Consider the following 13,946-nt stretch of genomic DNA (forward strand, 5'->3'; position numbering starts at 1 on the left):
GGCAGATGCCAGACCAGAACGCCGCCCCGAGGGGGCGGCGTTTTTCATGATATATGCGGGCTGGCCGCAAGGTCCGCCATGGCCCCGCCGCGCAGGATGCCGGTTGGTAAGGCGCCGGTCCTATTCGGCGGCGATGGGGCGGCCCTGATCGGCCATGACCGAGCGCAGCGCCGCCTCGATGTCCTGCGGGCGCGCGCAGGCCGCCGCTTCCAGCACCCTGGAAATGCTGGGCGATGCCTCGGCCCCGTGCACCCGGCGGATCGGCTGGTCGAGCCAGTCGAAGACCCGGCGTTGCAGCTCGTCGGCCAGCCAGCCGCCATATGAGGTGCCTGCCGCCCCCTGTTCCACGATCAGGACATTGCCGGTCTTGCGGATCGAGGCCTCGATCGTCTCCCAGTCAAGCCCGGCGCGGTCAAGGCTGCGCAGGTCGATGATCTCGGCATCCACGCCCAGGCGTTCGGCCGCCGCACGGCTCTGTTCCACCATGGACAGGTAGCTGAGCACCGTTACATCCCGCCCGGCCCGCACCACCTTCGCCCGGCCAAGCGGGATGATGTAATCAAGATCCTCGGCGGGCGCGGCGCCGGTCGAGGCATAAAGATCGACATGCTCCAGAACCAGAACCGGATCTTCGCATTGCAGGGCCGCATTCATCAGGCCGACGTAATCGAAGGGCGTCGAGGGCGCGACGATCCGCCAGCCCGGCGCGGTGGCGAAGATGCCCGCCGGGTCCATCGAATGCTGCGAGCCGTATCCGGTGCCCATCGCCACCTTGGTGCGCAGCACCAGCGGCATGGCGTTTTCGCCGCCGAACATGTGGCGCGCCTTGCCGATCTGGTTGAATACCTGATCGGCCGCCACCCACATGAAATCGGGATACATGAACTCGATCACCGGGCGCACCCGCCCGTCGGCGGCCATGCCCGCCGCGATCCCGGTAAAGGCATTCTCGCTGATCGGCGTGCCGAGGATCCGGTCGGGATATTTTTCGGACAGGCCGCGCGTGGCGCCGTTGGTGCCCCCTTTCAGGCGATGCACATCCTCGCCGAGGACCACGATCCTGTCATCCTGCGCCATGCGGCGATCCATCACCCTGGCCACGATGTCGATGAACTTCGCCTCGGGTTCCAGCGCGCCTGCAAAGCTTTCCAGTTCCTCGATGCGGGCACCGTCGAATTCCGAAAGATCGCCGCGCAGGCCGAAATCCCGAAAACTCTCTTCGGGCCAAAGCGCGGGAACGATGCGCCGCTTGCCGTCGGCGGTTTCGACCAGCTCGCCTGCGACCTCGGCCATCAGGCTCTGGCAGGCCGCGCGCAACCCCTCAAGGGTTTCGGCGCCCAGCATCTGGCGCTCCATCATCTCGCGGGCAAGCGCTTCCAGCGGATCGCGGGCGCGCCACTGCGCCTCTTCCTCCTTGCCGCGATAGCCGAAGGCGCTGCCGGGCAGGGGGCCGTTCTGGTGGAAATAGCGATAGACATCGGCCTCGATGATCACCGGCCCTTCGCCCGCGCGCATGATGCGGTTGGCCGCGTCCGACGCAAGATAGACCGACAGCGCATCCATTCCATCGACCTGGAAGGCCGGAATGCCGAAGGCCAGCCCGCGCGAGGACAGGCGCGGCTCGGCCGTCGTTTCCTCGACATGGGTAGAGACCGCGTAGCGGTTGTTTTCGATGAAGAAACAGATCGGCAGCTTCCAGGCCGCGGCAAGGTTCATCGTTTCCAGAACCGAGCCGATATTGGTCGCCCCGTCGCCGAAATAGGTATAAACGACATCGCCGGTTCCGGCCCGTTTATGCGCCCATGCCGCACCGGCGGCCATCGGCACGCCGCCCCCGACGATAGCGTTGGTGCCAAGGTTGCCCGATGCCGCCCAGCGAAGATGCATCGAGCCGCCGCGCCCCTTGCAAAAGCCCTGCGCAAGCCCGAGGATCTCGGCCAGGGTCCGTTTGGACAGATCCCGCACCGGCGCCGCGAAGGGCGCGGCGGGATCAAGCCCCTTTGGGGCGACATAGCCAAGCGCCTTCGCAAGGAACTGGTGATGCGCGCGGTGCGAGCCGTTGACCTGATCGCCCGGACGCATCGCAACCGCGGAGCCTGCCGCGCCACCCTCCTGCCCGATGGCGGAATGCGCCGGGCCGTGGACAAGGCCCTGCCCCGCCAGATCCAGCACCTTTTCTTCGAAGGCGCGGATCAGGTGCATCTGCACCAGCATGCTTCCCGCGATGCCCGGATCCAGGGAATTCCAGTCATCGTCGCTTGCGCGGATCGCGCGCCAGAAGGAGCGGGGGCTCAGATCGGTGGTGATCGGCATGGATGAATCCTGACTTTCAAAACTGTTGCGGCGTGTTCAGGCCGCAAGGAAACCGCCATCGACCGGCAGGATCGTGCCGGTGATGAAGCTGGCCATGGAGGAGGCAAGGAAGATCACCGGATCAACGACTTCCTGCGTCTCTCCGATGCGCTTCATCATCACGCGGCCAAGGAACCAGTCCGCGCCACCCGGCCGGTTCAGCTGCGCGACGGCCATCTCGCTCATCATGATGCCGGGGGCGACGGCGTTCACGCGAACGCCGAAGGGCGCCAGATCACGCGCCATGACCTGCGTCAGCGAACGCACCGCCCCCTTGGAGGCGACATAGCCCGCGGTCGAGCCGCCCGCGACGAACCCGGCAACCGAAGACAGGTTCACGATGGCCCCGCGCGCCGCCTTCAGCGCGGGAACGAACGCGTGCGAGGTGTTGAACGTGCCATCCAGGTTGACGCGCATCACCTTGTCCCAGACCTCGGGGGCGTGATCCTCGTCGATGCGCGCGCGCCCCGCGACACCGGCATTGTTCACTAGCACGTCCAGCCCTCCGTGCCGCGCCGTGAACTTGCCGGCGAAGGCCATGACGGCGGGCCGGTCGGTCACGTCCAACACCGCGCCTTCGGCGGAATATCCCTTGTCGCGCAGGGCCGCGGCGGTGGCCTCGACCCCCGTGGCGTCGATGTCGACAATGACGACCCTAGCCCCGGCTTGCGCAAGACCTTCGGCGATCGCCGCCCCAAGGCCGCGCCCCGCGCCGGTCACGAGCGCGATCTTTCCATCAAGAAGCTGCATCGTCTCTCTCCTGTTTCACGGATGTGCGGGCCTCGTGGCTCACACCATGTAAAGCCCGCCATTCACCTGGATCGTCTCGCCGGTCACGAAGCTTGCGGCGGGGCTGCACAGGAACCCGATGACCGAGGCCACCTCATCGGCGCGGCCCATGCGGGCCAAGGGCGTGCCGGCAAGTGTTTCGGGGCCGCGTTCAGCCATCAGCCGCACGGTCATGGGGGTTTCGATGATGCCCGGCGCAACCGCATTGACCCGCGTGCGCGGTGCAAGTTCGCGCGCGAGGCTGCGGCTGAACGCCCCGAGCGCCCCTTTCGAGGCCGCATAATGCGCGTTCTTGACCGCGCCTCGATGCGCCGCCAGCGAGGTGATGTTGACGATCGAGGAACCGTCGCGCAGATGCGCCGCGGCGCGCCGGCAAAGATAGAACACGCCGTCAAGGTTGATCGAGAGGGTGCGGCGCCACTGTTCGTCGGTCATCTCGGCAAAGGGTTCGGCCATGTAGATCCCCGCGCCCGGCACGATGAAATCGACCCCGCCAAAACGGGCCTGCGCCGCCGAAACGATCGCATCGGCCATCTCGGGGCTGGCTACGTCGCCGGCCAGCAGGGCCACTCGGTCCGACCCGCCCAGATCCTTGCCAAGCGCCTCAAGGGCACCGGCATCGAGATCGGCCAGAACGAGGTTCGCCCCCGCATCGTGAAACAGCGCCGCCACGGCCCGGCCGATCCCCCCGGTTGCCCCGGTCAGCACAAGCGTCCTGCCTGCAAAGTCGAAATTCATGGCGTCATTCCTTGTTGAAGATCCGGCCGGTAGGCGGCGATGTCGTCATAGGAAACCAGTTCGAGAACATGGCCCTCGGGGTCGTGCAGGAAGGCAAGGTAGATGCCGGGACGCACCTCCACGGGGTGGGGGCCGGTCAGGCTGCGCGCACCGGCGGCAAGCGCCCGTTGCAGGACCGGGGCGATGTCTTCGACGATAAAGGTCAGGTAGCTTGCCCGCGGCCGCCCGAGGATGAACGCCTCATCCGTAGAAGCCACGGCAGGCGGCCCCGAGGTCGCAAGCAGCTTGAGGCGTTCACCGTTCGGGGTTTGCAGGCGCACGACCGTGTAACCCTCGGCGCAAAGTGCCGCCTCGCGCGCCTTTTCCGCCGGAACCCGGAACTCCGCGACGAAGGCGAAACCAAGTGCGGTCTCGTAGAACGTGCGCATCCTTGCAAGGTCGCGCACCGCAAGCCCCGCTTCCATCGGTGCCGTCATCCGCATCCGGTTTCTCCTTCCTGCCTGCTGTCTCAGCCCCGCGCGTCCTGCAGCACCAGATCGGCACCCCTGTCCGCAATCATCATCACCGCCGCCTGCGTGTTGCCCGACACCATCTCGGGCATCACCGATGCGTCGATCACCCGCAGCCCGCGAACCCCGCGAACCCGCAGCGCCGGATCGACCACCGCGCCATCGTCGCCGCCCATGCGGCAGGTGCCCGCCGTGTGGTAAATGGTCTGCCCGTTGGCACGGGCGAATTGCAGCCAGTCCGCATCGCTCCGGCATTCCGGGCCGGGGCTCATCTCGTGCACGCGGTAGCGATCCATCGGGGCCTGCTCCACGACGCGGCGGCCGATCTTCATGCCCTCGACGATCGCCCTGCGGTCTTCGTCGGTGGAAAGGAAATTCGGCCGGATCGCGGGCTGCACGGCCGGATCGGGGCAGGTGACATGGATGGTGCCACGGGACTCGGGCCGCAACTGCGTCACACCCAGCGTCATTCCAGGGAAACGGTCCAGCTTGCGTTCCGCCGCATTGGCATAGCTTGCATGCATGAAGAAGAACTGCACGTCGGGGCCATCCAGCCCGTCGCGCGTGCGCACGAACCCATGTGCAAGCCCGGTGCCGAAGGTCAGCACGCCCTTGCGCGTCAGGGCGTATTGCGCCACCGCCCGCAGCAGGCGCCAGCCGCGCGTTTCCTCGTTCAGGGTTTCGGGCAGGCGCACGCGCCAGTTCATGCGGGTGCAGAAGTGATCGAGGTAATTCTCGCCCACCTGCGGCAATGCATGGCGTAGCTCGATACCGGCCCGGCGCAGCACCTCGGGGGCGCCGATGCCCGACAACTCCAGCAGTTGCGGCGATTGCACCGCGCCGGCGGCAAGGATCACCTCGCGGCGCGCGCCGATACGCAGCCTTTGCCCCCCGCGCAGGGCCGAAACCCCGGTCGCGCGGCCCTCGGCAAAGGTCAGGCCGGTCACGAACACGCCGGTCCTGACCGACAGGTTCGGGCGGCCCCGCGCGGGCGCAAGCCAGGCGGCCTCGGCGCTGACCCGCCGCCCGTCCTTCTGATTGACCTGATAATAGCCGAAACCGTCCTGCGCGGCGCCGTTGTAATCGGGATTGCGCGGGTATCCCGCCGCCGCGCCGGCCGCAATGAAGGCCTCGGCGATGCCGGGGCGTTCCTGCACTTCGCACAGGGGCAATGGCCCTGCATCGCCGCGCAGCCCGTCGGGATCGGGGCCGGCATAGGCTTCCAGCCGGCGGAAAACGGGCTCGATATCGGAAAAGCCCCAGCCGGTGCAGCCGCGCTGCGCCCACCGGTCGTAATCCTGCGGCTGACCGCGGACATAGATCATGCCGTTGATCAGGGTCGATCCACCCAGCCCCTTGCCGCGCGGCACGGCAATTTCGCGCATGCCGGTCGCCGCTTCGGGTTCGGTGTGAAAGCCCCAGTTGTAGCGCGGGTTGGTCAGCAGCTTGTAAAAGCCCGCCGGAATGACGGTCCAGGGGCTGCGTGCCTCGCCGCCCGCTTCGAGAAGGGCAACGGTATGGCGCCCACCGGCGCTGAGCCGTTCGGCCAGGATGCAGCCCGCGGTGCCGCCGCCGACGATGACGAAATCGAAGACCTCTTCGGGATTGTCGGTCCTGCTCATTTCTGTGCGTCCTTTCCGTCCGGCACCGGCACCGCCTTGCCGGGATTGAGCACCCCCCGCGGATCGAGCGCGCGCTTCACCCGCGTGACCAGCGCACGTTCGGGCGCGGGGCGCAGCCTTTCCCATTCGCCCAGGCGATACTGGCCCAGCCCGTGTTCCGCCGAGATCGACCCGCCTTCCCCTGCCACCAGGTCGTGCACCGCGCGCATCACCGGCTCGGCCGCGCAGTCCGGCGGCAGGAGCACGTTCACATGAAGATTCCCATCCCCCAGATGCCCGAAGATATTGGGGCGGGCCTCCGGCGCGATCCGCGCCAGTTCCGCGGCAAAGCGCGACAGAAAGCGCGGCATGGCGCGCAGCGGAACCGAAACGTCGTGCTTGATGCTGCGCCCCTCGCGGGCCTCGGCCTCGGTGACATGTTCGCGCAAGGCCCAAAGCCCATCGGCCTGCGCCTCCGAGGCCGCGATCACGCCATCGCTGGCCCAGCCCTCGGTAAAGGCATGTTCCATCAACGCCTCGGCCGCCGCGTGCAAGCCGGGCAGGGTCGAGGCCGCCTCGATCAGCAGATACCATTCCCCGCCAGCGACCGGCGGGGTCAGCGAGAAATGCCGCGCGACAAGATCCAGCGAGGGGGCCGAGATCAGCTCGAACGCGCTCAGTGCCTCGCCAATCGTGCTGAGCGCGTGGTCGAAAAGGGTCAGCGCCGCGGGAAGTTCAGGCACCGAGATCAGCGCCACCATGCGCCGGGTCGGCCGGGGAACAAGGCGCAGCACGGCCGCCGTCACGATACCGAGCGAACCTTCCGTGCCGATGAAGAGCTGCTTCCAGTCCTGCCCGGCATTGTCCTTGCGCAGGCGGCGCAATCCGTTCACCACCGTGCCGTCCGCCAGGACGACCTCTAGGCCCAGCACAAGATCCCGCGTCATACCATAGCGCAGGACGTTCACGCCGCCCGCATTGGTCGAGACGATTCCGCCGATCGTCGCGCTGCCCTCAGCCGCGATGCTGACGGGCAAAAGCCGCCCCGCCCCGGCCACGGCTTCGCGCACGGTCTGAAGGATGGCCCCCGCCTCGACCTCGACGCTCAGCCCGGTCGGGTCGATGTCGCGTATCGCGGCCATCCGCGACAGGCTCAGCACAACCTGCAAGCCGCCCGCGTCCGGTGTCGCCCCGCCGGCAAGGCCGGTATTGCCCCCTTGCGGCACGACCGCGATGCCCGCGCCGTCGCAATGGCGCAGGATGGCCGAGACCTCGGCCGTATTGCGCGGGCGCAGCACGCAGGCGGCGCGCCCGGTAAACATCCCGCGCCAGTCGGTCAGGTAGGGCGCCATCGCGGCCGGGTCCGTGACGACCGCGTCCGCCCCGACAAGCGCACGGAATGATGCGGCAATCCCCTCCGCGTCGCGCATCACAGCACCTTCATATGTTCCGCCATCAGCCGGATCTGGCTTTCCAGCATCGGCAGACCGGGATGGATGCGACACCCGGCCGCCTGGGCGGCCCTGAGAAGCGCGGTCATCGGCGGCTGCATGATCGCTTCGGCCACGATCTGTCCGGCGTGAAGCTGCCCGGTATCAAGCGGCAACGCGTCACCTTCCTGCATGCCAAGGGAGGTTGCGTTCATCACCAGATCCTGCCTGGCCACATCGCCCGCATCGGTCGACAGCGCAAGGCCCGGATAGGCCGCCGCGATCCGGTCGCACAGGTCGCGGGCCTTGGCTTCGGTGCGGTTGCCGACGGTCAGCGAGGCCACCCCCGCCCCGGCAAGCGCGAAGGCCACGGCACTGGCCGCGCCGCCCGCGCCGGCCACATAGGCCCGCATGCCGGCCGGGTCGATCCCCGCGCCCCGCAGCCCCTCGACGAAACCGATCCCGTCGAGGATCGCGCCCACAAGCCGGCCATCGGGATCGCGGCGCACACAGTTCACCGCCCCGATATGGGCGGCATCTGCCGTCAGTTCGTCGCAAAGCCCGACGACCGAGGGCTTGTGCGGCACCGTCACGATGAACCCGCCGAAGTTCTGCATTCTGCGCAGGCCATTCAGCATATCGCCAAGCCCCTCGGGCACGACATGCATCGGAACCAGAACACCGTCCACCCCGTGCTTTTGCAGGAACGCGTTGAAGACCTCGGGCGTTTTGACGTGATGGATCGGGTCGGCGATGATGCCGAAGATGCGGGTGCGTCCGGTGATAAGCGTCATCCGATGGCTCCTTCCTGCAGCGTCAATGCGCCGTGTAGCCTGTCTTGATCGTGGTGTAGAATTCGCGCGCATGGGCACCCTGTTCGCGCGGGCCATAGCTTGAACCCTTACGGCCGCCGAAGGGGACGTGGTAATCCACCCCGGCGGTAGGCAGGTTGACCATCACCATCCCCGCCTCGGCATTGCGGCGGAAATGGGTGGCATGTTTCAGGCTGGTGGTTGCAATCCCCGCCGAAAGGCCGAACTCGGTGTCATTGGCAACTGCAAGCGCCTCGTCGTAATCGCGCACGCGGATGACGCAGGCGACCGGCCCGAAGATCTCTTCGCGCGCGATGCGCATGGTGTTCGTCGCCTCGGTGAAAAGGGCGGGCTGAAGGTAGAAGCCCGGCGTTTCGCGGTTCAGAAGGCCGCCCCCGAAATGCAGGCGGGCGCCCTCTTGCTGGCCAAGCTCGATATAGCGCTGGTCGGTGGCAAGTTGCGCGGCATCGACCACGGGACCGACCTGCGTGCCGGGCCTGAGCGCATGATCGACATGCAGCGCCTGAAGCCGCGCGCTCAGCGCCGCGACGAACCGGTCGTGAATGCCCTCGGTCACGATCAGCCGGGACGAGGCCGTGCAGCGCTGCCCGGTCGAGAAGAAGGCGCCGTTCAGCGCGCAATCCACCGCAACGTCAAGATCGGCATCGTCCAGCACGACAAAGGGATTCTTGCCGCCCATCTCAAGCTGGACCTTCTTCATCGGCTGCGCGGCGACGCAGGCCGCGGCAATCGCGCGGCCGGTGCCGACCGAGCCGGTGAAGGACACCGCGTCGATGCCAGGATGCTCGATCATGCGCTGCCCGACGACCGAACCGCGCCCCATCACAAGGTTGAGCACCCCTTCGGGCAAGCCCGCCCGCACAAGGATATCGACCAGCATCCAGGCGCTGTGCGGCACCAGGTCGGCGGGTTTCACGACAACGCAGTTACCCCAGGCCAGTGCCGGCGCAATCTTCCATGCCGGGATCGCGATGGGGAAGTTCCACGGCGTGATCAGCCCGACCACGCCCACCGCCTCGCGCGTGATTTCGACGCCGACACCGGGGCGCACCGAGGCGATCGCCTCGCCGCCCGTGCGCAGGCATTCGCCCGCGAAGAAGCCAAGCACCTGTGCGGCGCGGGTCGCCTCGCCGATGCCCTCGGCAAGCGTCTTGCCCTCTTCGCGCGACAGGATGCGGCCCAGCTCGTCGACGCGGGCGAAGACCTCGTCCGAGGCGCGTTTCAGGATGTCATGGCGCAGTTGCGGGGTGCTGCGCGACCAGGCCGGAAAGGCCGCGCGGGCCGCGGCGACGGCGTGGTCCACATCGCCCGCACCGCCGCGGGTGAATTCGCCGATCACGTCATCGGTGTCCGAAGGGTTGATATTGCGCGCAGCCTCAGGGCCTTCACGCCATTCGCCGCCGATATGGTTCCCGAAGATCATGTCCTGTTTCTTTCCGCATCACGTCATGTAGAGGCCGCCGGCGACATCGACCGTCTGCCCGGTAACGAAGCTCGATTCCGCCGAGGTCAGCCACAGCGCCACATCGGCAACCTCGTCGGGCTGGCCAAGCCGCGCCAGCGGCGTCAGGCGGACCTGATCGGCGTTGATCTCGGGGGCGACGCCGCGCACCATCGGCGTTTCGATGCGCCCCGGCGCAAGCGCGTTCACGCGAATGCCGCTGGGGCCAAGCTCGGCGGCCAGATGCTTGGTGAAGCCGATGATCGCCGATTTGGTCGCGGCATAATGGCAGGCTACGATGGGCGAATAGGTCTTGCCCGCAACCGAGGATGTATTGACGATCCAGCCCCGCCCGGCCGTGCGCATGGCCGGCGTCAGAAGGCGGATCGTGTTGAAGGTGCCGGTCAGGTTCACGTCGACGACCCGGCGCCATTCGGCCGGGTCCAGTTCCCAGACCTTGTGGGCCACACCCTGATGCTTGGGCGAGATGCCGGCATTGTTGATCACCGTATCGAAAGCGCCGCCCATCGCCTTGTCCGCCTTTGCCACGGCCGCTTCCAGCGCCGCATAATCCGAGACATCCACCGTCAGGCCGACGGCGCGGCCCCGCCCGGCGGCATTGATTTCGGCTACGGCGCGCGCGACATCCTCTTCGCGCAGGTCGGCCACGCCGACGGTTGCGCCGCGCGCGGCGAAGCCCTGCGCAATCGCGCGCCCGATGCCGTTTGCCGCCCCGGTCACAAGCACCCGGCGGCCCGCATGGCTGTCGCGCGCAGCAATTTCGGCGGGATTGATTTCGCGTTCGGTCATTGCTCAGATCCCCAGATAGGCTTGTCGCACATGGTCATCGCTCAGCAGCGCCTCGGCGGTATCCGTGAGGACGATCGAGCCGTTCTCAAGGACATAGCCCCGGTCGGCGGCCTTGAGCGTGGTGAAGACGTTCTGTTCCACGATCAGCACGGTGGCGCCGGCGGCGACGATCTTGCCGATCGCCTCGAAGACCTGCGCCACCACGATCGGGGCAAGCCCCAGCGAGGGCTCGTCGAACATCAGAAGCTTCGGCCGCGCCATCATGCCCCGCGCGATGGCCACCATCTGCTGCTCTCCACCCGACAGCGAGGAGGCATGCTGATCAAGCCTCTCGCGGATGCGCGGGAACAGCTCCATCACATGGTCCATCGTTTCGTGCTGCTGTGCCCGCGCGCCCCGGCGATAGGCTCCCATCATGAGATTCTCGCGGACCGTCATGTCGGGGAACAGCTGGCGCCCCTCGGGGATCAGGGTGATGCCCAGATCCACGATCTCGTGGGCGGGCAGGCTGGTGATGTCCTGCCCCTCGAAGGTCACGCGCCCCGAGGTCGGCTTGATCAGCCCCGCGATGGTGCGCAACGTCGTGGTCTTGCCCGCACCGTTGGCGCCGACGATCGTGACCACCTCGCCGGCCTGAACATCCAGGGTCACGCCGTTCAAGATCGTGGTGGCGCCATAGCCGGCATCGACCCCCTCAATGCTGAGCATGGACAAAATCCTTTCCAAGATAAGCTTCGATCACATGGGGGTCGCGCACCACGTCCTGCGGCTTGCCCTCGGCGATGATTTCGCCCGAGTTCAGCACGATCACGCGATCGGAAAGCGACATCACCGCCTGCATCACATGCTCGATCGCAATGATGCTTACGCCGGTGTCACGGATCGACAGCATCAGGTCGATGGCGCGGCGCACATCGGTCTGGTTGATGCCGGCCATCACCTCGTCCAGCAACAGGATGCGCGGCTCCATCGCCATGACGCGCGCCACCTCAAGGCGTTTCAGCCCGCCGATGGTCAGCCCGCGCGCCTCGGCGTCAAGCCAGGGGCCAAGCCCCATCCGGTGCGCGGTTTCGCGTGCCGCCTCGCGCGCGTCATGCACGTCGTGGTGGCGATAGAAGGCGCCGACCATGATGTTCTCCTCGACCGTCATGGCGGCGAAGGGTTGCACGATCTGAAAGGTCCGGCCCACGCCAAGCGCCGCGAAATCGGCCGGAGAGGTGGGCGCCTGGAACCGGCCCTCGCGGTCAAGCACCGAAACGCTGCCACTGTCGGCCTGAAGGAAGCCCGAGATCATGTTGAACACGGTCGTCTTGCCCGCGCCGTTCGGACCGATCAGGCCGAGGATCTCGCCCTCGCGCAGAGAGAAGCTGACATCGTTGGTCACATGCAGACCGCCGAAGTGCTTTTGCAGGTTCTCGACCCGCATCACTTCCTGTCCGATCGGCGGCCGCTCGGCGGCGCGGGGGGCGGCCGCGACCGGTGCCGCCTGAACCACCTTGGGATCCTGGCTCGCCTTCGGCGCGGTGAAGCGTTGCAGCGCGCCCATCAGCCCGTTGGGGAAGAACAGCACCGCCATGACCAGCACCAAACCGTAGACGAAACCGTGCAGGCCAAGCGCCTCGGCCCCCAGCATGCCACGGGCGAATTCGGTCAGCGGAACCAGAAGCACGGCGCCCAGAAGCGGGCCGTAGACCGTACCGATCCCGCCGATCAGCGCGAACATCGCGATCTGGATCGAGAACGGCAGCGAGAACATGGCAGCCGGTTCGATGAAGGTCAGATACATCGCATGGAAGGTGCCAAGCATCGCCGCAAGCGCCGCGGAAACCGCAACGGCGGTCAGCCGCACCTTCACCGTCTGGACACCGGCGGCACGGGCGGCGGATTCACGTTCGCGCGTGGCGACCAGATAGAAGCCCAGCCGGTGGCTGCGGATCACCTGCGCGACGATCAGGCAGACCAGCATCATCCCGAAGGCGATGATCAGCGCGGGCAGGCGTTCGCGGAAGACCATCCACTCCCACCCAAGCTTGAGCTGGATCATCATGCCCATGGCGCCGCCCGTCAGGTCGCGGAAATGCAGCGCAAGCACGCGGAACACCTCAAGGAAGGCGATGGTCGCAAGTGCGAAGAACGGCCCGTGCAGGCGAAAGCAGGGATAGCTGATAACGATGGCCACTACCGCCGCGATCGCGGCGCCCACGAACATGCCGAACCAGGGGCTGATCCCCATGTTCATCAGGATGACCCCGGCATAGCCGCCGATCCCGTAGAAGATGGCATGGCCAAGCGACAGCTGCCCGGCATAGCCGCCGACGATGTTCCACGCCGTCGACAGGCCCGCAAACAGGCAGATCGTGATGAAGACGTGATAGACGAATTCGTCGCCGATCAGGACGGGGGTGATGAACAGGCCGGCAAGCAGCGCGACAAGGCCCATGGCGGCGGGCGTCAGGCGCCGGATGGCGGGAAGGGTGGGAGAAAAGGTCACGGGCATCCTCGCTCAGCTGATATGGGACAGTTTCACGCGCGTTCCGAAAAGCCCGGACGGCCTGAGGATCAGGATGATCAGGAACACGCCGAAGACCACGGCCTCGCGCAGATCCGATCCGATGTAGAAGCCCGCCAATGCGTCGATCAGGCCGATGAGCATCGCGCCAACGAAGGCCCCCGGAATCGAGCCGAGCCCGCCCAGAACGACGACGACGAAGGCGGTCAGCACGAAATAGGTGCCGATCGTGCTCGATGTCGGGTAAAGCGGCGCGATCAGCGAGGATGCCAGCCCGACGCAGGCAGCGCCGATGCCGAAGCTGAGAACATAGATCCAGTTGGCGTTGATGCCCATCAGCTGCGCCGCGGCGCGGTTCTGCGCCACCGCGCGGATCGCACGGCCCGTCTGGGTGCGGTGCAGGAACAGCTCCAGCCCGACGACAAGCAGCGCGGCGCACAGGAAGATGTAGATCTGCCCCTCGAGCACCCGCACCGGGCCGATATCGACCGGCGTGCGCAGCCCCGAGGTCGGGGTGTTCGCGATATCCGCGCCGTAAAGCAGAAGCGCAAGGTTGATCATCGCGGTGGAAAGGCCGACGGTTGCGAAGATCTGCACATGGTCGTCGCGCGCCGAAAGAAGCGGCTGGATCAGCAGCCGCTGGGTCAGCGCCCCCAGAACGAACAATGCGGGCGCAACCACGACAACGCTGGCATAGGGATGCAGCCCAAGCTTCGTCGTGATCAGGTAGGTCAGGAACATCCCTGCCATCAGGAACTCGCCATGGGCGAAGTTCACCACTTTGATAATGCCGAAGATCAGCGTGAGGCCGATACTGATGATGGCGAAAAGACCGCCAAGCATCAGCCCGTTGGCCACGACCTGGAGAAAGGTTTCCATGATGCCTCGCAACTGGACAGGGACGGTCCGGGCGGGGCGCGAATGCCCCGCCCGG

General features: G+C 66.8%; 12 protein-coding genes. All 12 read right to left on the bottom strand.

All coding sequences use genetic code 11. The annotated features are described in order from the left end of the window. Nucleotides 1–120 precede the first annotated feature (120 nt). From AC4PTO_RS16080 to AC4PTO_RS16135, 12 genes are read right to left on the bottom strand one after another with little or no spacing between them, the layout of a single operon-like run. A complete protein-coding gene (locus AC4PTO_RS16080; protein ID WP_492730193.1) occupies nucleotides 121–2,313 on the bottom strand; it encodes an alpha-ketoacid dehydrogenase subunit alpha/beta in 2,193 nt (730 codons plus the stop codon). Nucleotides 2,314–2,349: 36 nt separating this feature from the next. Continuing rightward, nucleotides 2,350–3,102, bottom strand: a complete 753-nt coding sequence (locus tag AC4PTO_RS16085; protein ID WP_492730195.1) for an SDR family NAD(P)-dependent oxidoreductase — start codon at nucleotides 3,100–3,102, stop codon at nucleotides 2,350–2,352. 39 nt (nucleotides 3,103–3,141) lie between these two features. Next, nucleotides 3,142–3,879, bottom strand: a complete 738-nt coding sequence (locus AC4PTO_RS16090; protein WP_492730197.1) for an SDR family NAD(P)-dependent oxidoreductase — start codon at nucleotides 3,877–3,879, stop codon at nucleotides 3,142–3,144. Beyond that, nucleotides 3,876–4,361 carry a VOC family protein gene (locus AC4PTO_RS16095; RefSeq protein ID WP_492730198.1) on the bottom strand — a complete coding sequence of 162 codons (486 nt, stop codon included), beginning with the start codon at nucleotides 4,359–4,361 and terminating at the stop codon, nucleotides 3,876–3,878. Before AC4PTO_RS16095 ends, AC4PTO_RS16090 begins: the two co-directional genes overlap by 4 nt. A 26-nt stretch (nucleotides 4,362–4,387) precedes the next feature. After that, nucleotides 4,388–6,010, bottom strand: coding sequence for a GMC family oxidoreductase (locus AC4PTO_RS16100; RefSeq protein ID WP_492730200.1), 1,623 nt, complete (start codon nucleotides 6,008–6,010; stop codon nucleotides 4,388–4,390). Next, entirely contained in the window at nucleotides 6,007–7,419 is a 1,413-nt protein-coding gene (locus AC4PTO_RS16105) for an FAD-binding oxidoreductase (RefSeq protein WP_492730202.1), read from the bottom strand. The genes AC4PTO_RS16100 and AC4PTO_RS16105 overlap by 4 nt, the downstream gene beginning before the upstream one ends. Continuing rightward, the gene (locus AC4PTO_RS16110) at nucleotides 7,419–8,213 is read right to left on the bottom strand and encodes a shikimate dehydrogenase family protein (RefSeq protein WP_492730204.1); all 795 of its coding nucleotides are present in this window, start codon (nucleotides 8,211–8,213) and stop codon (nucleotides 7,419–7,421) included. The genes AC4PTO_RS16105 and AC4PTO_RS16110 overlap by 1 nt, the downstream gene beginning before the upstream one ends. A 22-nt stretch (nucleotides 8,214–8,235) precedes the next feature. After that, entirely contained in the window at nucleotides 8,236–9,675 is a 1,440-nt protein-coding gene (locus AC4PTO_RS16115) for an aldehyde dehydrogenase family protein (RefSeq protein ID WP_492730205.1), read from the bottom strand. Between the two features lie 18 nt (nucleotides 9,676–9,693). Continuing rightward, entirely contained in the window at nucleotides 9,694–10,503 is an 810-nt protein-coding gene (gene fabG / locus AC4PTO_RS16120) for a 3-oxoacyl-ACP reductase FabG (protein ID WP_492730207.1), read from the bottom strand. A 3-nt stretch (nucleotides 10,504–10,506) separates the two neighbouring features. Further along, nucleotides 10,507–11,211, bottom strand: coding sequence for an ABC transporter ATP-binding protein (locus AC4PTO_RS16125; protein WP_492730210.1), 705 nt, complete (start codon nucleotides 11,209–11,211; stop codon nucleotides 10,507–10,509). Then, nucleotides 11,198–13,000, bottom strand: a complete 1,803-nt coding sequence (locus AC4PTO_RS16130) for a branched-chain amino acid ABC transporter ATP-binding protein/permease (RefSeq protein ID WP_492730212.1) — start codon at nucleotides 12,998–13,000, stop codon at nucleotides 11,198–11,200. The genes AC4PTO_RS16125 and AC4PTO_RS16130 overlap by 14 nt, the downstream gene beginning before the upstream one ends. 6 nt (nucleotides 13,001–13,006) lie before the next feature. Continuing rightward, nucleotides 13,007–13,891 carry a branched-chain amino acid ABC transporter permease gene (locus AC4PTO_RS16135; RefSeq protein WP_492730214.1) on the bottom strand — a complete coding sequence of 295 codons (885 nt, stop codon included), beginning with the start codon at nucleotides 13,889–13,891 and terminating at the stop codon, nucleotides 13,007–13,009. Nucleotides 13,892–13,946 lie beyond the last annotated feature (55 nt).

The sequence above is a fragment of the Rhodobacter maritimus genome (assembly GCF_058747975.1).

What these genes read in the sequence shown, in the direction of transcription:
- AC4PTO_RS16080 (WP_492730193.1), bottom strand. Translation starts at nt 2,313, where the DNA reads ATGCCGATCACCACCGATCTGAGCCCCCGCTCCTTCTGGCGCGCGATC.
- AC4PTO_RS16085 (WP_492730195.1), bottom strand. Translation starts at nt 3,102, where the DNA reads ATGCAGCTTCTTGATGGAAAGATCGCGCTCGTGACCGGCGCGGGGCGC.
- AC4PTO_RS16090 (WP_492730197.1), bottom strand. Translation starts at nt 3,879, where the DNA reads ATGAATTTCGACTTTGCAGGCAGGACGCTTGTGCTGACCGGGGCAACC.
- AC4PTO_RS16095 (WP_492730198.1), bottom strand. Translation starts at nt 4,361, where the DNA reads ATGCGGATGACGGCACCGATGGAAGCGGGGCTTGCGGTGCGCGACCTT.
- AC4PTO_RS16100 (WP_492730200.1), bottom strand. Translation starts at nt 6,010, where the DNA reads ATGAGCAGGACCGACAATCCCGAAGAGGTCTTCGATTTCGTCATCGTC.
- AC4PTO_RS16105 (WP_492730202.1), bottom strand. Translation starts at nt 7,419, where the DNA reads ATGCGCGACGCGGAGGGGATTGCCGCATCATTCCGTGCGCTTGTCGGG.
- AC4PTO_RS16110 (WP_492730204.1), bottom strand. Translation starts at nt 8,213, where the DNA reads ATGACGCTTATCACCGGACGCACCCGCATCTTCGGCATCATCGCCGAC.
- AC4PTO_RS16115 (WP_492730205.1), bottom strand. Translation starts at nt 9,675, where the DNA reads ATGATCTTCGGGAACCATATCGGCGGCGAATGGCGTGAAGGCCCTGAG.
- fabG (WP_492730207.1), bottom strand. Translation starts at nt 10,503, where the DNA reads ATGACCGAACGCGAAATCAATCCCGCCGAAATTGCTGCGCGCGACAGC.
- AC4PTO_RS16125 (WP_492730210.1), bottom strand. Translation starts at nt 11,211, where the DNA reads ATGCTCAGCATTGAGGGGGTCGATGCCGGCTATGGCGCCACCACGATC.
- AC4PTO_RS16130 (WP_492730212.1), bottom strand. Translation starts at nt 13,000, where the DNA reads ATGCCCGTGACCTTTTCTCCCACCCTTCCCGCCATCCGGCGCCTGACG.
- AC4PTO_RS16135 (WP_492730214.1), bottom strand. Translation starts at nt 13,891, where the DNA reads ATGGAAACCTTTCTCCAGGTCGTGGCCAACGGGCTGATGCTTGGCGGT.